This is a genomic window from Streptococcus mitis (assembly GCF_005844455.1).
GTDB classification, from domain to species: Bacteria; Bacillota; Bacilli; order Lactobacillales; family Streptococcaceae; genus Streptococcus; species Streptococcus mitis_BF.
This window is the reverse complement of record NZ_SPGF01000016.1, coordinates 18870-39295: the sequence shown is the minus strand read 5'-3', so window position 1 is coordinate 39295 and position 20426 is coordinate 18870. Positions and strand designations below refer to the sequence as shown.

The window sequence follows — 20426 nt, the reverse complement described above, 5'->3', positions numbered from 1 at the left end:
GCGTCTTTAGGCGCTGGCTGGTAATTTGGGCTTATAGCTCTGGTTCAAACCACCCGTTAGACGGGTGGTCATGATTTCTGATTATCTCTCAACTCAACCAACTCTTTTTAAAACAAGTGAGACACTTCAGATACTGACTTATACTCTTCGAAAATCTCTTCAAACCTTGTCAGCTCTATCTGCAACCTCAAAACAGTGTTTTGAGCAACCTGCGGCTAGTTTCCTAGTTTGCACTTTGATTTTCATTGAGCATCAAATACCTCCCGCAACTCAACAAGTATCTTTGAATCCCGGTCAGATATTTCAGTGCCTGACTTAAGGAATTTAATAGTCCAAAAAACAACCCTCAGTCGTTTGACCGAGGGTTCCTTTTTATTATTCAAGAACTTGATTAGCTCAATGCGTCATCCATTGAGAGAACTTCGTGGAAGACACGTTGTGTCAATTCAGTTTTTTGTTCTGGAGTGAGGTATTTAGTGTTTACACAGTATCCTGAGATACGAACGATGACATCTTCGCCATTCATAATCTTGTCATAAACATCTTTCAAGTCCATTACGTTCAAGTTACAGTGTTGTCCACCGTTTTCGAAGTAACCATCAAGGATTGTTACCAAGTTATCTACTTGTTCATCACGAGTCTTACCAAGAGCACGTGGAGAAACTTGAGTTGTCAATGAGATACCATCAGCTGCGTAACCAAAGTCAAGGCTAGCAAGTGAGTTCAAGTTTTGCAACCATCCACCTTTAGCTTTGTTAGATGGGTTAGCACCTGGTGAGAAGAATTCAAGTTTAGACAAGTTCACAGAACCATCTTCGTTGAGGTATACGCCTTTGTGGACTGGTGAGTTACCAGTTTGTTTAGAGTAAGCAACGTTAGATGTGATGGTCAAAAGTGATACTGTGGCTTCTGCGTTCTTGTAGAGTTTGTGGCTACGTAGACGAGTTGTGTAAGCTTCGATCAACCATTCTGCCAATTCGTTTGAACGTGGGTCATCTTCACCCCAACGTGGGTATTCACCGATTGTTTCGTAATCGTAGATGTAGCCATCTTCATCACGAATTGGTTTAACGGTAGCATATTTAATCGCTGACAATGTATCAACAGTATTGGCAAATCCACAGATACCGAATCCCATGTTAGCACGTTGTTTAGTTGGCAAGAAGGCCATTTGAACCGCTTCGTAGTTGTACTTATCAGTCATGTAGTGGATGATGTTCAAAGCATCTACGTAAGTGTCAGTCAACCAGTCAAGAGATTTTTCAAAGTTCGCTTTAACTGATTCGAATTCAAGAACTTCGTCACGGATAGGATCGATGTCAAATACCTTGTAGTCTTTGTGAACATCGTCGTAACCACCGTTCAAACCAGTAAGAAGGGCTTTAAGAACGTTAACACGAGCACCGAAGTACTGGATGTTGTGGCGTTGTTCTTCATTTTCTGGGTCAAGTGGTGACACACAGCATGAGATACAGCTCATTTCACCATATCCGTCTTTAGCCATTGTTGTTACACCTTCGTATTGGATAGAAGAGTGTTTGTGGCTCATGTGCATACAGTAACGACGGAAGCTATAAGGTAATTTGTCAGTCCAAAGAACTGTCAAGTTTGGTTCTGGAGAGTTACCGATATTGTCAAGAGTGTTCAAGAAACGGTAGTCCATCTTAGTAACACGGTGACGACCGTCGTTACCCATACCAGCCATAGAAGTTGTGATGAAGGTTGGGTCACCTGAGTACAATTCGTCGTAAGCTTTTGTACGAGCAAATTTGACTGTACGAAGTTTCATTACGAAATCATCAACAAATTCTTGAATTTCAGATTCTGTATAAGTACCACGAGCCAAGTCACGTTCTGCGTAGATGTCCAATACGATTGGTACACGTCCTAGAGATGTAGCAGCACCATTGATAACACGACAAACTGCCATGAATGCAATGTTAGTCCATTGGATAGCTTCTTTTGTATCATATGCTGGACGACGTACATCTACACCGTAAAGGTCACCTAATTCAACAACTTCTTTCAATGCTTGATATTGAAGATTTACTTCTTCACGAAGGCGGATAGATTCTTCATCAATTTCAGTGATAGCGTTCCAGTCACTTACTTTTTCAGCCATCAAATAATCAGCACCATAAAGAGCAAGACGTGCATAAACCCCGATGATACGTCCACGTGAATAGGCATCTGGAAGACCAGTTACTGTGTGAGCGTGACGAGCGCGACGAATATTTGTAGTGTAGGCACGGAATATACCATCATTAACAGTGGTCACATATTTTGTAAAGATTTCATGAACTGCTGGGTCTGGTTCAAAACCATTTTCTTTCAAAGTAGTTTCAGCCATACGGATACCACCTTTTGGCATGAAGTTTAATTTGAAGAGTTCATCATTTTGGATACCATAGATCAATTCATTTTCTTTATCAATATATCCAGCATCAATTCCTGCAATAGAAGTTGGACGGTTGTCGTATGGGAAACGAGTAGCTTCATAATGTGCTTTTGTTTCTTCTACGATTTTCTTAATATGCAATGAACGTTCTGTTGGTCCTGCAAGGAAACTTTCGTCTCCATCATAAGGTGTATAGTTAGCTTGAACAAATCGAGAAATACTTGCCTTTTCTTTCCAATCTACGCCTTTGAAGCCTTCCCAAGCTTTGTCAAAAATATCTTGCGCTTCAACAACTGTCTTAACAACCATGTTAATGTCCTCTTTTTTCTTTCTAGTAACATCCATCTGTTACATTCATGAGACAAGTATACCATACAGTAACCGATTTCAACAAGTGATAAATCCCTATTTTTACACTTTCTTTTCTAAAACAGTCTGCATTTCATTCCAAACTGTATTATATTTTTGAAAAAATTAAAGCCTTTTTTCTTTTTTTCAGAAAAAAGAGTATAATAAAAGAAAATAAGCAGTAATACTCAATGAAAATCAAAAAGCAAACTAGGAAGCTAGTCACAGACAGTACTTGAGTACGGCAAGGCGAAGCTGACGTGGTTTGAAGAGATTTTCGAAGAGTATAAAAAGGTACTAGGCATGTTGATTTTCCCTTTATTAAATGATTTGTCAAGAAAGATCATCCATATTGACATGGATGCCTTTTTTGCTGCGGTAGAAATCAGGGATAATCCTAAACTCAGAGGAAAACCTGTCATTATCGGCAGCGACCCCCGGCAAACAGGTGGGCGTGGTGTCGTTTCTACTTGTAGCTATGAGGCGCGAGCTTTTGGTATCCATTCAGCCATGAGTTCCAAGGAAGCCTATGAACGTTGTCCCCAGGCCGTCTTTATCTCGGGGAATTATGAAAAATACAAGACTGTGGGCCTCCAGATTCGAGCTATCTTTAAGCGTTATACAGATTTGATTGAACCAATGAGCATTGACGAAGCCTATTTGGATGTAACAGAAAATAAACTCGGCATCAAGTCAGCGGTCAAAATAGCTCGCCTCATTCAAGAGGATATCTGGCAGGAACTGCACTTGACTGCTTCTGCTGGCGTTTCCTACAATAAATTTCTAGCTAAAATGGCCAGTGATTATCAGAAGCCACATGGTTTGACAGTGATTCTACCTGACCAAGCCCAAGAATTTCTCAAACAAATGGATATTGCTAAATTTCATGGAGTAGGAAAAAAGACGGTGGAAAGACTTCATCAAATGGGTGTTTTTATCGGCGCTGATCTACTTGAAGTCCCTGAAGTGACCCTAATAGACCATTTTGGAAGACTGGGCTATGATCTTTATCGAAAGGCTCGCGGCATTCATAACTCACCGGTCAAGTCCAATCGTATCCGTAAATCAATCGGGAAAGAGAAAACCTATGGAAAAATTCTCCGTGCCGAGGAAGATATCAAAAAAGAGCTGACACTCCTATCAGAAAGAGTCGCTCTCAATCTACATCAACAAGAAAAAGCTGGAAAAATTGTCATTCTGAAAATTCGCTACGATGACTTTTCAACTCTGACTAAACGAAAAAGTCTGACTCAAAAAACACAGGATGCTAGTCAGATAAGCCAAATAGCCCTGCAACTCTGTGAAGAATTAAGCGAGAAAGAAAGAGGTATCCGCCTGTTGGGGATTACCGTGACTGGATTTTAAAACTCTTCTAAAATCTCTTCAAACCACGTCAGCATCGCCTTGCCGTAGGTATATGTCACTGACTTTGTCAGTCTTATTTACAACCTCAAAGCAGTACTTTGAGCAGCCTGCGGCTAGCTTCCTAGTTTGCTCTTTGATTTTCATTGAGTATAAAACCTTGAAGAGCTGCCCCTTCAAGGTTTTTCTTATATAGTATATTGAAGTTAGAACAAGACGTATTGCTTTTTAGATAATAGCTAAAAAGCAATACGAATATCTTAATTATGTTGTCTCTTCCTAATTCAATCTACTATACAAATAAACGAACAAAGCTATAAAGTAACAAGACACTACCAAGCACGATACGGTATTTACCAAAAAGAGTAAAGTCGTGTTTTTTCACATAACTTGTCAAGAAACGAATAGCGACCATGCTGACTGCAAAGGCTACTCCCATCGCAACCAAGAGCAAGAACAATTGCCCAAAGCTCAAGAGTTGTCCTGCTTTTATAAATTTGAAAATCTTTAAAGCACTAGCTCCAAACATAACAGGGATTCCAAGATAGAAGGTAAATTCTGTCACAACAGAACGACTGGTTCCATTTAACAAACCACCGACAATCGTTGCCCCAGAACGGCTAGTCCCTGGTAAAAGAGCAAGAACTTGGAAGAGTCCGATATAGAAAGCTGTCGTATAAGGGAGCTTGTCCAACTCTGTCACACTCGGCTCGATAGCACGCGCCTTATTGCGCTTTTCCAAGTAGATAAAGGCAATCCCATAGATAATCAACATGAGAGCAACAGAAACCATATTATGGAAGTGGGTATCAAACCAATCATCAAATTTAAAGACGGCAAGTAAAGGCAAAGTGGCAACCAAGACCTTCAACCACAGTCTCCAAGTCTTACGAACTTCCTGCTTATCCTTAGTCGGTTTGAAAGGATTGAGCTTGTTAAAGTAAATCACCACGACTGCTAAAATAGCACCAAGCTGAATCACGACATTAAACATGGACATAAAGGCTTCATTTTGATTTTGGTATTGGATAAATTCCTCTGCTAAAATCAAGTGACCTGTACTGGAAATCGGTAACCATTCCGTAATTCCTTCAACAATCCCGAAGAAGATAGATTTTAAAATTTCAATAATATACATAGATTACTCCTTTTTCTATCTTCCATTATAGCATACTTTTTCAGTCTATGCAGTTCTCTTTAAAAGGCACCGATACTGCCACCGCCTCCGCCTCCGGAGAAGCCACCGCCAGAACTTCCGCTTCCAGAAGATACGGAATAGGTACTTGCTGTATTTGCGACGCTGGCATAATGGCTCATTTGCGCACTTGAATGATAAAACATACTGTGCCAGCCATACGCTACATAGAGGTTAATGTCTGGATTTTCCACTTGAATATGATGAACCTTCATCAAATGACTGACCTTATCCGCATAGCCAAATAAAGTCGCATAGACCAAGAGACGATTCCAAACTACAATACTTTCTAATTCAGCCTGATCCAATCGCGCAATCTCACGCAACATATTTTCAAAACTGGTCCAGAGATAGTAGACTTCTGCTCCTGCTTCATTTAGGACACCATCACGATTATCTAGTCGAAGCTTCCAATAATAGAAAACAGCCAAAACCAAACCTAGAAAACCAAGTATAGGCAAGGGGAGGTAAAGATAGCCATGAACGTCTAAACTGTACAAGAACAAACCAAATCCGATAAATAAGGGCAAGATAGTGGAAATACCCATACCTACCTGTAAGGCCTTTTCTCCACCAGTCAAGGGACGATAATAATCCGGAAGTCCCCAGAAGGAAACTCGATTTCTCACTCCTTCTTGCATCTCTTTCAATACTTCTTCAAAAGAAGATTTGAGCTGACGCCCTCTTGCTTGAATCCGCTTTTCATCAGCAGCTTTAGCTCTACGATAAAGACTATCAGATACCTTGTAATCCGCAAACAAATTGGATAGAGTTGCTTCTTTTTTGCCTGAAAAAGCCAGATTTAGACAGTCTTTCTCAAAGCTTGACAAACCATCTTCTCTTACCAGCCTCAAGCCAACTGCATCTCCTTCTGAAATAATAGAAACATTCCCACGGTCTATCACATCTAACAAAGTAGCTTGAATGAGTTGATCAAAGGTGAATTTGCCAGCCCCCTTGACTAAGGGACTCACTTCCTCCAAGGAGGTCGAGTAAACAGCCTCCGATAAAACCATTGGTTCTAATTCCATTGGTGGTTCATAGAGACGATGATTTTTGGCATATTTGACGGAAGGAATGGTCTTTCTTCTATAAGTAAAATAGAAGCAGACGCTCAATAACAAGGAAATGGAAAGTAGCAAAGGAAATACCCAAGTAACGAGTTGTTTACTTTGCTCTTTTTCTTTAACAATCGAGTCTTCTACCTTATTAAATTCTTCTAAATGATTTCCTTTCAATCCCTGATCCGTAGCGCTAGCAAAAATAGTTCGAGGCCAGTAGGCATGCAATTCAACTCCACGCTTAGGTGGAAGATCGTCTAAACGAATAGTATAATCAAGGTTACTCTTTTCAACCGTTCCCTCTCTAAAGAGTTTCCCTGTATGGAAAAAGAGTTTTTCAGCCCCCTTATCTCCCCTTACATTAAATTCAAACTTTCCAATAGTCCCTGAACTATCTGTTAAAGGTTGCCAATTTAATTCAGCGATATCATCATAAAGGAAAAGCAAGTTCTTTAAGTTCCAGACAAGGTCAACTTCAACTATGTCGCCATCTTGACCTGGATTATAGACTTTCACAGTATAACCATCTGCTCCTTCTATCACTTCGCTAGTAACGTCTGCTAGTTCAGCACCATTTTTCGCAGCCTGTACCTTTGGATGAGGATCAATGTCAAATCCACTAGGCATCTTGCCAGCACGTCCAAGTCCCACGATTTGCCCCTTAAATTCCTCCTCAAACTGATAAACTATCTTTTGTCTAAATTCTGCCGTATTGTCTGCATGAATATACAAATCTCCTTGATAAGAGTTTATCTTGAAATCAATGGCAAAAACAGAGAGTGGCAGAAGGCAAAACAAGCCTAACACCAGTAAGAAAAAAGTTTTTTTCATCAAATAAGCCCCCTTTTTATCTTTGCTATCATTATATCATTTTTTCATAAGTAAGGGCTTACCCATATTGAAAAATAAAGTTTTTTTCGATAAAATAGGAGACAGTTATTTTTTAATAGATTAGGAATAGGAGAAATCATGAGAAAAATATACTTATCTATTTTCACAAGTCTCTTGCTGATGCTAGGACTTGTCAATGTTGCTCAAGCTGATGAATATTTACGCATCGGGATGGAAGCAGCATATGCTCCCTTTAACTGGACCCAGGACGATGATAGCAACGGAGCTGTCAAAATCGATGGAACCAACCAGTACGCCAATGGATACGATGTCCAAATTGCCAAGAAAATCGCTAAGGACTTAGGCAAAGAACCTTTGGTTGTTAAGACCAAGTGGGAAGGTCTAGTCCCTGCCCTTACTTCAGGTAAAATTGACATGATTATCGCAGGTATGAGTCCTACTGCTGAACGCAAACAAGAAATTGCCTTTTCAAGCAGTTACTACACTAGCGAACCTGTCCTACTTGTCAAAAAAGATTCTGCCTATGCAAATGCCAAATCTTTGGATGACTTTAACGGTGCGAAAATCACTTCTCAACAAGGGGTTTACCTTTATGACTTGATTGGTCAAATCTCAGGCGCTAAAAAAGAAACTGCCATGGGAGACTTCGCTCAAATGCGTCAAGCTCTTGAGGCTGGTGTCATCGATGCTTATGTTTCTGAACGTCCAGAAGCTCTGACTGCCGAAGCAGCTAACTCTAAGTTCAAGATGGTTCAAGTAGAACCAGGTTTCAAAACTGGGGAAGAAGATACAGCTATTGCCATTGGACTTCGTAAAGATGACACTCGTATTAGCCAAATCAATGCCAGCATTGAAACCATTTCAAAAGACGATCAAGTTGCCTTGATGGATCGTATGATCAAGGAACAACCTGCCGAAGCTACAACAACTGAAGAAACTAGCAGTAGTTTCTTTAGCCAAGTCACTAAAATTCTTTCTGAAAACTGGCAACAACTCTTGCGTGGTGCTGGTATCACTCTTTTAATCTCTATCGTCGGAACCATCACAGGTCTCATTATCGGTCTTGCCATTGGTGTCTTCCGTACTGCTCCTCTCTCTGAAAACAAAGCCATTTACGGACTACAAAAACTAGTCGGCTGGATTCTCAATGTCTATATCGAAATTTTCCGTGGTACACCTATGATTGTTCAATCGATGGTTATCTACTACGGAACTGCTCAAGCTTTCGGTATCAACCTTGACCGTACACTGGCTGCTATCTTCATCGTTTCAATCAACACCGGAGCCTACATGACTGAAATCGTTCGTGGTGGTATCCTAGCAGTTGACAAAGGACAATTTGAAGCCGCTACTGCTCTTGGTATGACCCATAACCAAACCATGCGTAAGATTGTCCTACCTCAGGTAGTCCGTAACATCCTACCAGCAACTGGTAATGAATTTGTCATCAATATCAAAGATACATCTGTATTGAACGTTATCTCGGTTGTCGAACTTTATTTCTCAGGAAATACCGTGGCAACTCAAACCTATCAATACTTCCAGACATTTACAATCATCGCCGTGATTTACTTTGTCCTTACCTTCACCGTAACACGTATCCTACGCTTCATCGAACGTCGAATGGATATGGATACCTATACTACAGGTGCTAACCAAATGCAAACGGAGGATTTGAAATAATGACACAAGCAATCCTTGAAATTAAACACCTCAAAAAATCCTATGGACAAAACGAAGTGCTAAAAGACATTTCTCTCACTGTCCATAAGGGAGAAGTCATCTCTATCATCGGAAGCTCTGGAAGCGGGAAATCGACCTTCCTACGCTCCATTAACCTACTTGAAACACCAACTGATGGACAAATTCTTTATCATGGACAAAACGTACTCGAAAAAGGCTACGACCTCACGCAATACCGTGAAAAGTTGGGGATGGTGTTCCAATCCTTTAACCTCTTTGAAAATCTCAACGTTCTCGAAAACACAATCGTCGCTCAGACGACTGTCCTTAAACGTGAACGTACAGAAGCTGAAAAAATTGCTAAAGAAAACTTGGAAAAAGTCGGCATGGGAGAACGCTACTGGCAAGCGAAGCCCAAACAACTCTCAGGTGGTCAAAAACAACGTGTGGCTATCGCTCGTGCCCTTTCAATGAATCCAGACGCTATTCTCTTTGATGAACCAACATCAGCTCTCGATCCAGAAATGGTTGGAGAAGTCCTCAAAATCATGCAAAATCTGGCTCAGGAAGGCTTGACCATGATTGTTGTAACCCACGAAATGGAATTCGCTCGTGATGTCTCTCACCGTGTTATCTTTATGGATAAGGGTGTTATTGCTGAAGAAGGTAAGCCAGAAGACCTCTTCACCAATCCTAAAGAAGACCGTACAAAAGAGTTTCTTCAACGCTATCTCAAATAAAAAGAAAAGGCTGCATCAACCGTGCAGTCTTTTTGCTGTCCTCATACTCTTCGAAAATCTCTTCAAACCACGTCAGCTTCGCCTTGCCGTAGGTATATGTTACTGACTCTGTCAGTCTTATTTACAACCTCAAAGCGGTGCTTTGAGCAGCCTGCGGCTAGCTTCCTAGTTTGCTCTTTGATTTTCATTGAGTATCAAAATGAAAAGGCAGACCCTATTCAAGAATCCGCCATTATCCAAAGATTAATCTTCAAATTTTTCATGATTTTTTTCATAGAAATCAATTAAACCTAGAGCTGTTTCAAATGAAATATTTTTTACTTTTGCACGACCCTGCGCTAGAGCAATGATAGACATTTCACGCACATTCGTTTCTTTAGAGATACGGTAGCCTGTGATTTTCTTATCACGAACCCAGCCAACAACTGATTCTACTTTTTCAAAGTTTGACTTAGCCATGTTCTTCTCCTATTTTCTTCCTTACGTTATATTATTCTATACGTTTTTATGTCTTTTGTCAATAAAAAAACATATATTCAATAAAATAAATGATTTAGAATCTTCTTACTTCCTTTTTAAAGTCGATAATATATAGGTTTTTGCTTACTATAACCCATTAGTATGCTCCTTAAAAAAACAATTGCATTATTAAACTTTAAACTTGTAAAAATATTCCTTTGTACTGAATGCCAGTTTCTCAATAGGATAGACAGGATTTACTATTTCATGCTATATATTCCTTTTAAATCAACAAGTCTACTAAAGATAGTCTTTCACTCCACACTATCTCTAAACCATTCCGTTTTCTTTCTCCTTCTTTGGTTCCTTTCCTGTCCTTATCTATATATTATTCGTTTCACAACCGATACTACTTACATTGTCCAATCTTGCACCTTCTGATTACATACCCACTTTCCAGCTAGTAATTTAACAACAGTATCACTAGCAGCACTATTGTTTATCTCACGAGTTTTTTCGGCCAACTCACCTAGCAACCATTTCACAAACATTGATTATTTTTTCTGACTCCTATTATATTTAGCGAAAATTCAAATTAGGGATATATACAATTTGGGATTTCAAAAAATTTCCTTATATATAGTAAGTAATTCTGTCGCCCTAATATAAACAGAATCAAAAATAATAGGTGCTATAGTGAGTTGTAGTAGAAATAGCACGATAGATTTCCTAAGTCCATAGGAATCGCCCCCTTTCTTCACCCTCATTATAACACCTATACATCAGTTGTGCAAATAATATGATATTTTTTTATTAGTTCTCAGACAAGCATATTATAGAGCGTTTCATTACCATTTAAGTTAATATAAGCTGGATCGAAGCCTTCCATTCTACGAATCAAACCTGCATAATCATGCTTATCTGCTAAAGCGATTCCAATCAATACAGGCCCTGTACCCTTGCTAGCTCGCTTGATATACTCAAAACGTGTGATATCATCATTTGGTCCAAGGATATCATTTACAAACTCACGCAAAGCCCCTGGACGCTGTGGAAAATTGACCACAAAGTAATGCTTGATCCCATCATAAATCAAGGCACGCTCTTCCATTTCTGGCATACGGTTGATATCATTATTTCCTCCAGAAATGATACAACAAATGGTTTTCCCCTTGATATATTCAGCCAAAACTTCTAAAGAGGCAATACTAGCCGCTCCAGCAGGTTCTGCGACAATCCCTTGTTTAGAATAGAGGTCAATCAAGGTTTCAGAAATCAACCCCTCATCGACACCTACCAAAGTCTGAACATGTTGGCGAGTTGCCTCATAGGTCAACTGTCCCACCTTTTGTACAGCAATCCCATCCGCAAATTTGTCAATTTCCTTGAGTTTAACAGGTCCACCAGCTTCAAAAGCCGCCTTCATGGAACGCGCTCCATTAGCCTCTATCCCAATGACTTCAATTTCTGGACTTGTTTCCTTGATATAGGTAGAAACCCCAGCAATGAGACCGCCACCACCAACAGGAACCAAGACAGCATCAAAATCAATCGATTCTTTTCGAGCTTCTTCTAAAATCTCATAAGCAACGGTTCCTTGACCTGCCTGAACATGAGCATCATCAAAGGGATCAATAAAGGTACGATTTTCAGAAACTGTAAATTCTTGAGCTGCCTTAGCAGAAGCATCAAAGGTATCTCCAACTAGTTTAATGGTTACGAAGTCCCCACCAAAAAAGCGAACCTGCCCAATCTTTTGTTGCGGAGTTGTAATGGGCATGAAAATAGTAGCAGGAATCTTCATTTCATTACAAGTATAGGCAACCCCCTGCGCATGATTTCCCGCAGAAGCACAGACTACCCCACGCTCACGCTCTTCCTTGCTGAGCTGAGAAATAGCATAATAGGCACCACGAATTTTAAAGGAACGAACACGTTGGGCATTTTCCTTCTTCAAATAAATTTTAGCACCATACTTCTCCGATAAATAATGGTCATAATCCAGTGGGGTATTCACAACCACACCGTTCAAGACCTTGTGAGCCTTGATGATATCTTTTGAACTTAACATATAAAACCTCTTTTTCTATAAAAAACAGTCACTAATGACTGTTTTTTTAGTTATTCATCTCCAAAAACTTCAGCAACACTTTCATGATATTTATGAGCCATACGAATTGAAAACTCTTTAGGAAGTTCATAACGATTTGTGGAAATCCAATCATATAGCCATTCTGCCAAACTTTCTTCACTATCATTACGATGGAAGATAAAATAGTTTAAAATTTCTTTATATTCTACATCATTCAAATCCAACGTGTCTACAAATTGACTACGAGGAACAAAATTAGAATCTAATTTTCTTAGTTGATCTGTCAATTCTCCCAATTGTAAATCCAACTGAAAAAATAATTTTTGCAGTTGCCTATCAGTTTCATCACATCCTGTCTTGATAGAAAACAAATTGGTAATATTCATATGATTTCAACTCCTAAATAAGTATATCTAATATCCCACAAATAGCTGACGCTACTATTTTAGCAAAATCCTTTGCTTTCTAATTAGTTATAGATCTTGAATGCATCATCGTCGTTTTTACCAACGAATGGCATTGCTTTACGCAATTCTGCACCAACTTTTTCAATTTCAAGGTTAGCTGCTTGTTCACGGTAAGCAGTCAATTTTGGACGTCCAGCTTTATAGTCATTTACAAAGTCATTTGCAAATTTACCATTTTGGATGTCTGCCAAGACAGCTTTCATGTTTTCTTTAACTTGCTCAGTGATTACACGTGGACCTGATACATAGTCACCATATTCAGCAGTGTTTGAAATTGATTGACGCATTTTCTTGAATCCACCTTCGTAGATCAAGTCAACGATCAATTTCATTTCGTGAAGAACTTCAAAGTAAGCCAATTCTGGAGCGTATCCTGCTTCTGTCAAGACTTCGAAACCTGCTTCGATAAGGGCAGTCAAACCACCACAAAGTACAGCTTGTTCACCAAACAAATCTTCTTCAGTTTCTTCTTTGTAAGTTGTTTCAAGAAGACCTACACGAGCTGCTCCAACACCTTTACACCAGTCCATAGCAATGTTTTTCGCATTTCCTGTTGCATCTTGGTATACTGCGTAAAGAGCTGGTACACCAAATCCTTCTTCATAAGTACGGCGCACCAAGTGTCCTGGTCCTTTAGGAGCACACATGAAGACATCTACATCCGCAGGAACTTTGATAAATTCAAAGTGGATGTTGAAACCATGAGCAAATCCAACTGCGTTTCCAGCTTCCAAGTTTGGAGCGATTTCTGCTTCATAAAGTTCTTGTTGGATTTCGTCTGGTGCCAAAATCATGATAACGTCAGCCAATTTAGTAGCTTCTGCTACTGTGTAAGTGTCAAATCCGTCTTCTTTTGCTTTGTCAAAAGATTTACCTGGACGTACACCGATGATGACATCGCGACCTGAATCACGCAAGTTTTGAGCATGCGCATGTCCTTGTGAACCATAACCGATAACGGCGATTTTTTTACCGTCAAGTGCTGCTACTTTAACATCTTTTTCGTATTCCATTTGAACTGCCATAGTTTTGCTCTCTTTTCTATTATTTATTGCCTTTTAGGCTGGTTTAACAAATTTAAGTTGGATCTTTAGTCGCGGGTAAATCCAGTTGCACCCGTTCGAGCAATATTACGAATACCGTATGGTCGAATGACTCGCAATAGAGCTTCACTCTTTTCAGCATTTCCTGTCATTTGAATGGTAATCGAGCTTGGTGCTACGTCTACCACCGTTGCACGGAAAGGTTGAATAATAGCTAGAATCTCAGCTCGCTTCTCAGCTGGCGCTGACATCTTAACCAAAATCACCTCGCGCTCCAAGTGCGGTTTATCCGTAATATCTCGAATGCGAATCACATCAATCTGACGATTGAGTTGCTTGATGATTTGCTCCACTTCATCATGTGAAGCGACATCAATAATAATGGTGATACGCGATACATTCGGATCTTCTGTTGCTCCAACAGAAATACTTTCGATATTGACCTGACGGCGAGACAGGACACCGGTAAAGCGATTGAGGACTCCTGAACGATTTTGTAGTTTTGCTGTTAACATTCTACGCATGGAACTTCACCCCCAACATCTCATGATTACTCTTACCAGCTGGTACCATTGGTAACACCTGTTCCTTACGAGAAATATCTACCTCGATTAGCATAGGAACATCCTCAGTGATGACTTCAAGATCTTGAGTCAAGGTCTCAGGATTGTCAAACTTATAGTTTTTAATGCCATAAGCCTGTGCCATCAATTGGAAATCAGGAAGGGTATCGAAGACTGACTCTGACGTTCTCCCCTCATAGAAGGATTCCTGCCACTGGCGAACCATTCCAAGTGAGTGGTTGTTCAGCATAACCACCTTGATTGGTACCTTGTAAATGTTCAAAATAGCCAATTCCTGATTAGTCATTTGGAAACCACCATCCCCAACAAACAAGACTACTTCCTTATCTGGGTTGGCAATTTTGGCACCAATTGCTGCTGGAATTCCAAATCCCATTGTTCCTAAACCGCCTGAAGTCACTAACTGACGCTCATTTTGGTATGGATAATACTGAGCTGTCCACATTTGGTGTTGACCAACGTCTGTGACCACAATTGCATCTCCATTCGTCAATTCACCAATTCTTTCAATAACAGCTTGCGGTTGAACCACACGCTCTTTCTTGTCATAAGAACGAACACGGTTCTTGTCTTTAGTAACTTTCTCAATCCATTTCTCAGTATTGTTATGAACTGTTGGTTCCGCCAACAACATTTGCAAGGCTTTCTTAGCGTCTCCAACTACAGGAATATCCGCACTGATAATCTTGCCAATCTCAGCTGGATCAATATCAATGTGAGCAACTTTGGCATTCTTAGCGAAGGTCTTAGGATTTCCTGTCAAGCGGTCATCAAAACGACAACCAATACTAATCATAAAGTCAGCTTCGGTCATGGCAATATTAGCCGCGAAAGACCCGTGCATACCTCCCATTCCAAGAAAGAGCGGATGAGTTGTTGCAATCGTACCTTGTCCTAAGAGACTAGTTACCACTGGAATTTGATAGCGTTCTGCAAATTCATTTAATTCTGCAGCAGCTTCAGCATAACTAATTCCGCCACCAGCCAGCAAGACTGGCTTTTTAGCCTTGGATAATTGCTTCAAGATTTTCTTGATTTGCATATCATTTGGCTCAAGAGTCGGCTGATAACTTGGTAAATTCACCTCTGGTGAATAGATGAAATCTGTTTCTAAAGCAGATACGTCTTTAGGTAGGTCAATGACAACTGGCCCTGGACGGCCTGTAGTTGCGATATGGACAGCTTCCGTAATGATACGAGGGATATCAGCTGTCTCACGAACTTGGTAATTGTACTTAGTGATTGGCATGGTAATTCCCACGATATCTGCCTCCTGAAAGGCATCTTTCCCAATCCCTGCTCGCGCCACCTGACCTGTAAAGACCAAAAGGGGAACGCTATCGCTCATGGCATCCGCAATCCCTGTAATGGCATTTGTTGCTCCTGGTCCACTAGTGACGACGGCAACACCCAACTTTCCAGTTGATTTGGCATAACCTTCAGCTTCATGCAAACAACCTTGCTCATGGCGTCCTAGAATGTGGCGAATGCCTTTAAAATTATATATCGCATCATAAAAAGGCAAGACCGCACCACCTGGATAACCAAAGATGGTATCAATTCCTAAATCACGAAGTGTTTCCAAAACTAGGTCCGACCCCGTCTTAGGAGATTCTAAACTGATTTTCTCCATTGTTCCCCTTTCTCTTCACTTAAAAATAACTTGTTACTATCATACCATTTTTTCAAGATTTTTCAAGACAAAAGAAGAAATTTTCTGAATTTTCTATTTTAACGTTTATTTATGAATGTTATTTTTGTTTTTATTAAAAAGATACCGATTTCATTATTCGAAAAAGAAAAAAGAACTGATTTCTCAGTCCTTCATTAATCTTATTCCACACTAAATAGGTATGGGTAAACTGGTTGTTGACCTTGGTGAATCTCAACTTCAACGTCTTCGAATTCTTCTGCGATTTCTTGAGCAATTTCATTGGCAAGTTCTTCGCTCCCGTCTTCACCGATATAGAAGGTTACGATTTCACTATCTTCATCCAACATATGTTTCAAGGTTTCAGTCAAGGTTTGGTGCATGTCAGGGTTTGACACAAGGATTTTCCCATCCACCATACCTAGATTATCATTTTCATGGATTTCTAAACCATCAATCGTTGTATCACGCACAGCTGTTGTGACGCTTCCGCTAACGACATCGCTAAGAGCAGCTGTCATACGCTCTTGGTTTTCTTCGATGGACTTACTTGGATCAAAGGCAAGAAGACTTGTCAAACCTTGAGGAAGAGTACGAGCTTCTACCACTACTGCTGGTTGCTCCAAAACTTCTGCTGCAGATTGAGCTGCCATGAAGATGTTCTTGTTGTTTGGCAAGAAGATGATGTTACGAGCGTTGACCTGTTCAACAGCCTTGATAAAGTCTTCTGTTGAAGGGTTCATAGTTTGACCGCCTTCGATAACATAATCCACACCTTGAGAATGGAAGATATCTGCTAGACCTTTACCAGCCACCACAGCAATCAAAGCATACTCTTTTTCTTCAGCAGGCTTGCTAACTTGAGCAGCTTCTTTCTCAACCTGTGCCTCGTGTTGGTTACGCATATTGTCAACTTTTACCTTGACCAAGCTACCATATTTGAGACCTTCTTGCATAACAAGACCTGGATCTTCTGTATGGACATGGACTTTGACAATTTCATCATCATTGACAACGAGGAGAGAATCCCCAAGTTCATTCAAGTAGTTACGGAATTCGTCGTAGTCAAAGTCTTTGTCATAGGTTGGACCTTGCTTAAGAGCTACCATGATTTCAGTACAATAACCAAATGTGATGTCCTCAGTCGCTACGTGACCAGCTACAGACTTATGATGCTCCGCATTGATCATTTCACTCATGTTGGCAGGAGTCGCTACAAAGTCCTCAGATGCAATATATTCGCCAGTAAGGGCTGAAAGGAAACCTTCGTAGATGAAGACCAATCCTTGACCACCTGAGTCCACAACACCAACTTCCTTCAATACTGGAAGCATGTCTGGTGTTTTAGCTAGAGCTGTTTTAGCACCTTCCAAGGCTGCGCGCATGACTTCAACAGCGTCATCTGTTTGCTCAGCCTTCTTCTTAGCACCGATAGCAGCCCCACGAGAAACTGTCAAAATCGTTCCTTCAACTGGTTTCATAACGGCCTTATAGGCAACTTCCACACCTGATTGGAAGGCAAGAGCCAAATCTTGACCTGTTAACTCGTCTTTATCCTTGATGGCTTGTGAAAATCCACGGAAAAGCTGAGATGTAATAACTCCTGAGTTCCCACGCGCGCCCATCAAAAGTCCTTTAGCAAGAATGCTCGCTACCTCTCCAACAGTAGAAGCTGGCTTGTCTGCAACTTCCTTAGCACCATTTTCAATGGTCATTCCCATATTTGTACCAGTATCTCCATCTGGAACTGGGAAGACGTTTAATGAATTGACATATTCAGCTTGCTTATTCAAGCGAGTTGATGCAGCCTGCACCATTTCTTGAAATAAGCTAGTAGTAATTTTTGACACGGTTATTCTCCTACAACTTTGATATTTTGAATGTAGACATTTACAGTCTGAGCAGTAATTCCAAGTTGGTTTTCCAAACTAAAACGAACACGCTCTTGAATGTTTTTTGACACTTCGCTAATCTTTGTTCCGTAGCTCAACACGGTATATACATCAACTGCAATACTGCCATCTTCGGCCGCCTTTACGACGACACCTTTGGAATAATTTTCCTTACCTAGAAGGGCTTGGAAATTATCTTTGAGGGCATTTTTACTAGCCATACCGACCACACCAAAAATCTCAGTTGCTGCTCCACCTACGACGGTTGCAATCACTTCATCTGTTAGTTCGATTTGACCATCTTTTGTATTAATTTTTACAGTCATCTTTTTTACCTCAACTAGTTGATACTCTATTTTATCATATTTCAGCCCAAGTGTAAAAGCAGAATACTGTATCAGCGGATATTTACTCTATTTTTCAAATGATTTTATACCTACAGTAAAAGAAAAAAGACCCTAAGGTCTCCTTTACTTTTATTATTAAACGCGTTCAACTTTACCTGATTTCAAAGCACGAGCTGAAGCCCAAACTTTTTTAGGTTTACCATCGATAAGAACAGTAACTTTTTGAAGGTTTGGTTTTACGACACGTTTTGTTTGGTTCATCGCGTGTGAACGGTTGTTTCCTGATACAGTCTTACGACCTGTAAAGTAACATACTTTAGCCATTGTGTTTTCCTCCTATTAGATCTAATATAGCGGATGTGCTAGCACCACATACCGTACTATGTTATCACACTTTCTTCTATTTTGCAAGAGAATTGGAAGATTTTTTTATTTAACGTAGACAATTCCCAACTTCCCAAAAGCCACATCTCCACGGATAATCAAAGTTTTACTGGTTGGAGCTAGAGAAGTATCTGCCTTGGCTACACCACAGAAAGTTTCCACCTTCAAATCCACTCGCCAATGTTGGGGAACATAGATAACTGCATTGCCAAAACCAACTTCTACTTTCAGGGTTGCAGTATCTCCTAAAATCTCTGCATTGTCATAATATATCTTAGCATTACCAAAACCAACTTCTACTTGGTCTTCTACCAATTCTTGGTTTTGCTTGTAGAAAGTCCCAGTCCCAAAAGCGACTTCCTTATCTGTGAGAATGGTCTTTTCACCATCATACCACCATTTTTTCCCATTCCAAGTTCTGTTAGAATGAGTGAGTGCGCTGACACCCATTACGATTAAAATACTAGCCCAGAACAATGACTGATTTGAAATCGGTAAAATATCATAAAAGTGGTTAGCAATCATTAAGGCTACTAAAGCTGTAAAAGAGGCTGAAGTTAAGTGGCGACGCAACAAAGCTCCAACTGATTGGTAGGCAAAAAAAGCAATACCAATCAAGGACCAAATTTGCCCTCCAAGAGAAGGGATTCCAAAATTTCCTTGTAATAATATCAAAGCTGCTAAAACTAGCAACACAATACCAAATGCTTTCTTTTTCATGTTCTTACCTCATGTTTCTTAGATTTTCTTTTAGGAGGGATTGGTAATGCCGCGAGACATGAACCTCCTTGTGGGTCTGATAAAAGGAAATGGTGCTCGTTCCTGAAAAGGACTTGTCCACCGAATAAACCTGACGGATATTTGCGATAGTTGACTTGGATACCCGACTAAAATAACGAGGAAGGATATACTCCAACTCATAGAGTTTAAGCCGAACTTCGTAGGCATCTTTATGGGTATGGGCATAAATCTTGTTCCCCTCTGTTTCAAAGAAGAGGATTTCCGACAAATCCAGATAATATTCACCCGTCCCCTTGTAAAAAATCAACCTAGGAGACTTGGACTCTTGCAAGAGTCGCTGTAAATCCGCAATCTCATCTGTCAAAGTCGCTGCCTTGATGACAATTTCAGTTTCCTCTAAATTGCTATCAATTTCGATTCGTAACTTCATTCCATCTCCTTTCTGGCTCTACTATATCAAAGCTAAAATAAGAAAACAAGAGCAAAAAAGCAAGTGGTTACTTTAGCCACGTAAGTGGTTCTAGGACCGCCTTAACTTACAGGTCGAAATAAAAAGAAAAGCACACCCCACACAAGACCACAAATATAACCAACCACTACATCCTTGGGATAATGCACTCCCCCTAAGACTCTCACTAGACCTAGGATGGCTGACAAGAGCAACAAGATAACCCCTACAGCTAGACTAGCATGAAAGTAAGCCATGGAAATAATGGTTGCTGAAAAGACATGACGACTGGGCATAGACTGACCGGGACTATCTCTGTCTAGTAGTGGGACAATTTCCCAAACTTCATAAGGCCTAGGAGCATTGATTTTCTTACGGAGAAAGGACAAAATCACAAAACCTGACGCAGGAATAAGCACATAAACTCCAACCTGCTGACCAAGTCCTAGTTGCAGGTAAGTGGTGACTAGCAAAATCAGATAGACCAAGGGCATGGCAACTGTCATCAAACGATTGAAACTGCGCAATAGAAATAAAAGGGTGGGATGGTTGGTGAGTCTAGAGTTGATATTTCGATACCATTCTTGATAATTTTTCATTTATACTTCTCATTCATTACCTTGTTTTTGTCTACCGGTGAGACGTTTATCTTCTAGTATAGTGCAGAAAAAGAAGGCCG

At 40.2% G+C, this 20426-nt stretch carries 18 protein-coding genes; 3 read left to right on the top strand and 15 right to left on the bottom strand.

Annotated elements, in window-relative coordinates:
- Positions 1–391: 391 nt before the first annotated feature.
- The gene (gene pflB / locus FGQ53_RS04735; protein ID WP_138336161.1) at positions 392–2707 is read right to left on the bottom strand and encodes a formate C-acetyltransferase; all 2316 of its coding nucleotides are present in this window, start codon (positions 2705–2707) and stop codon (positions 392–394) included.
- A gap of 342 nt (positions 2708–3049) precedes the next feature.
- On the opposite strand from pflB, the gene dinB reads away from it, so the two are divergent.
- A complete protein-coding gene (dinB, locus tag FGQ53_RS04730) occupies positions 3050–4111 on the top strand; it encodes a DNA polymerase IV (protein WP_138336158.1) in 1062 nt (353 codons plus the stop codon).
- Between the two features lie 289 nt (positions 4112–4400).
- Here the strand turns inward: dinB and FGQ53_RS04725 are convergent, their stop codons facing one another.
- Together FGQ53_RS04725 and FGQ53_RS04720 are read right to left on the bottom strand one after the other, a co-directional pair.
- A complete protein-coding gene (locus FGQ53_RS04725) occupies positions 4401–5246 on the bottom strand; it encodes an undecaprenyl-diphosphate phosphatase (protein ID WP_138336155.1) in 846 nt (281 codons plus the stop codon).
- A 59-nt stretch (positions 5247–5305) separates the two neighbouring features.
- Positions 5306–7195: a DUF2207 family protein gene (locus tag FGQ53_RS04720; protein ID WP_138336152.1), complete on the bottom strand. Its 1890-nt coding sequence runs from the start codon at positions 7193–7195 to the stop codon at positions 5306–5308.
- Between the two features lie 138 nt (positions 7196–7333).
- Here FGQ53_RS04720 and FGQ53_RS04715 point away from each other — a divergent pair, with 138 nt between their 5' ends.
- Positions 7334–8899 (top strand): ABC transporter substrate-binding protein/permease, encoded by a 1566-nt coding sequence (locus FGQ53_RS04715; protein ID WP_138336150.1) that lies wholly within the window; start codon positions 7334–7336, stop codon positions 8897–8899.
- Positions 8899–9639: an amino acid ABC transporter ATP-binding protein gene (locus tag FGQ53_RS04710; RefSeq protein ID WP_125392905.1), complete on the top strand. Its 741-nt coding sequence runs from the start codon at positions 8899–8901 to the stop codon at positions 9637–9639. Before FGQ53_RS04715 ends, FGQ53_RS04710 begins: the two co-directional genes overlap by 1 nt.
- Positions 9640–9882: 243 nt before the next feature.
- On the opposite strand, the gene FGQ53_RS04705 is transcribed toward FGQ53_RS04710, so the two are convergent.
- The 12 genes from FGQ53_RS04705 to FGQ53_RS04650 form a co-directional block, all read right to left on the bottom strand.
- The gene (locus FGQ53_RS04705; protein ID WP_138336149.1) at positions 9883–10098 is read right to left on the bottom strand and encodes a hypothetical protein; all 216 of its coding nucleotides are present in this window, start codon (positions 10096–10098) and stop codon (positions 9883–9885) included.
- Positions 10099–10918: 820 nt separating this feature from the next.
- Positions 10919–12169: a threonine ammonia-lyase IlvA gene (gene ilvA, locus FGQ53_RS04700; protein WP_138336147.1), complete on the bottom strand. Its 1251-nt coding sequence runs from the start codon at positions 12167–12169 to the stop codon at positions 10919–10921.
- 50 nt (positions 12170–12219) lie between these two features.
- The gene (locus FGQ53_RS04695; protein ID WP_001027897.1) at positions 12220–12576 is read right to left on the bottom strand and encodes a hypothetical protein; all 357 of its coding nucleotides are present in this window, start codon (positions 12574–12576) and stop codon (positions 12220–12222) included.
- An 83-nt stretch (positions 12577–12659) separates the two neighbouring features.
- Complete coding sequence (gene ilvC, locus FGQ53_RS04690; protein ID WP_000290683.1) at positions 12660–13682, bottom strand: ketol-acid reductoisomerase; 1023 nt, start codon at positions 13680–13682, stop codon at positions 12660–12662.
- Between the two features lie 65 nt (positions 13683–13747).
- The gene (gene ilvN / locus FGQ53_RS04685; RefSeq protein WP_001253803.1) at positions 13748–14224 is read right to left on the bottom strand and encodes an acetolactate synthase small subunit; all 477 of its coding nucleotides are present in this window, start codon (positions 14222–14224) and stop codon (positions 13748–13750) included.
- Positions 14217–15917 carry an acetolactate synthase large subunit gene (locus tag FGQ53_RS04680; protein WP_033684347.1) on the bottom strand — a complete coding sequence of 567 codons (1701 nt, stop codon included), beginning with the start codon at positions 15915–15917 and terminating at the stop codon, positions 14217–14219. Before FGQ53_RS04680 ends, ilvN begins: the two co-directional genes overlap by 8 nt.
- A gap of 200 nt (positions 15918–16117) precedes the next feature.
- Positions 16118–17785, bottom strand: a complete 1668-nt coding sequence (locus FGQ53_RS04675; protein WP_138336145.1) for a DAK2 domain-containing protein — start codon at positions 17783–17785, stop codon at positions 16118–16120.
- Between the two features lie 2 nt (positions 17786–17787).
- The gene (locus tag FGQ53_RS04670; RefSeq protein ID WP_000216437.1) at positions 17788–18153 is read right to left on the bottom strand and encodes an Asp23/Gls24 family envelope stress response protein; all 366 of its coding nucleotides are present in this window, start codon (positions 18151–18153) and stop codon (positions 17788–17790) included.
- A 156-nt stretch (positions 18154–18309) separates the two neighbouring features.
- Complete coding sequence (gene rpmB, locus FGQ53_RS04665) at positions 18310–18498, bottom strand: 50S ribosomal protein L28 (RefSeq protein WP_138336143.1); 189 nt, start codon at positions 18496–18498, stop codon at positions 18310–18312.
- 105 nt (positions 18499–18603) lie between these two features.
- Positions 18604–19278: a LiaF transmembrane domain-containing protein gene (locus FGQ53_RS04660; protein ID WP_138336141.1), complete on the bottom strand. Its 675-nt coding sequence runs from the start codon at positions 19276–19278 to the stop codon at positions 18604–18606.
- A gap of 4 nt (positions 19279–19282) precedes the next feature.
- Positions 19283–19729: a LytTR family DNA-binding domain-containing protein gene (locus FGQ53_RS04655; RefSeq protein ID WP_138336139.1), complete on the bottom strand. Its 447-nt coding sequence runs from the start codon at positions 19727–19729 to the stop codon at positions 19283–19285.
- Between the two features lie 101 nt (positions 19730–19830).
- Positions 19831–20346, bottom strand: a complete 516-nt coding sequence (locus tag FGQ53_RS04650; protein ID WP_138336137.1) for a phosphatase PAP2 family protein — start codon at positions 20344–20346, stop codon at positions 19831–19833.
- Positions 20347–20426 lie beyond the last annotated feature (80 nt).

Bases quoted from the DNA above. Each gene is read 5' to 3' on its own strand.
- pflB (WP_138336161.1), bottom strand. From the start codon at position 2,707: ATGGTTGTTAAGACAGTTGTTGAAGCGCAAGATATTTTTGACAAAGCT.
- dinB (WP_138336158.1), top strand. From the start codon at position 3,050: ATGTTGATTTTCCCTTTATTAAATGATTTGTCAAGAAAGATCATCCAT.
- FGQ53_RS04725 (WP_138336155.1), bottom strand. From the start codon at position 5,246: ATGTATATTATTGAAATTTTAAAATCTATCTTCTTCGGGATTGTTGAA.
- FGQ53_RS04720 (WP_138336152.1), bottom strand. From the start codon at position 7,195: ATGAAAAAAACTTTTTTCTTACTGGTGTTAGGCTTGTTTTGCCTTCTG.
- FGQ53_RS04715 (WP_138336150.1), top strand. From the start codon at position 7,334: ATGAGAAAAATATACTTATCTATTTTCACAAGTCTCTTGCTGATGCTA.
- FGQ53_RS04710 (WP_125392905.1), top strand. From the start codon at position 8,899: ATGACACAAGCAATCCTTGAAATTAAACACCTCAAAAAATCCTATGGA.
- FGQ53_RS04705 (WP_138336149.1), bottom strand. From the start codon at position 10,098: ATGGCTAAGTCAAACTTTGAAAAAGTAGAATCAGTTGTTGGCTGGGTT.
- ilvA (WP_138336147.1), bottom strand. From the start codon at position 12,169: ATGTTAAGTTCAAAAGATATCATCAAGGCTCACAAGGTCTTGAACGGT.
- FGQ53_RS04695 (WP_001027897.1), bottom strand. From the start codon at position 12,576: ATGAATATTACCAATTTGTTTTCTATCAAGACAGGATGTGATGAAACT.
- ilvC (WP_000290683.1), bottom strand. From the start codon at position 13,682: ATGGCAGTTCAAATGGAATACGAAAAAGATGTTAAAGTAGCAGCACTT.
- ilvN (WP_001253803.1), bottom strand. From the start codon at position 14,224: ATGCGTAGAATGTTAACAGCAAAACTACAAAATCGTTCAGGAGTCCTC.
- FGQ53_RS04680 (WP_033684347.1), bottom strand. From the start codon at position 15,917: ATGGAGAAAATCAGTTTAGAATCTCCTAAGACGGGGTCGGACCTAGTT.
- FGQ53_RS04670 (WP_000216437.1), bottom strand. From the start codon at position 18,153: ATGACTGTAAAAATTAATACAAAAGATGGTCAAATCGAACTAACAGAT.
- rpmB (WP_138336143.1), bottom strand. From the start codon at position 18,498: ATGGCTAAAGTATGTTACTTTACAGGTCGTAAGACTGTATCAGGAAAC.
- FGQ53_RS04660 (WP_138336141.1), bottom strand. From the start codon at position 19,278: ATGAAAAAGAAAGCATTTGGTATTGTGTTGCTAGTTTTAGCAGCTTTG.
- FGQ53_RS04655 (WP_138336139.1), bottom strand. From the start codon at position 19,729: ATGAAGTTACGAATCGAAATTGATAGCAATTTAGAGGAAACTGAAATT.
- FGQ53_RS04650 (WP_138336137.1), bottom strand. From the start codon at position 20,346: ATGAAAAATTATCAAGAATGGTATCGAAATATCAACTCTAGACTCACC.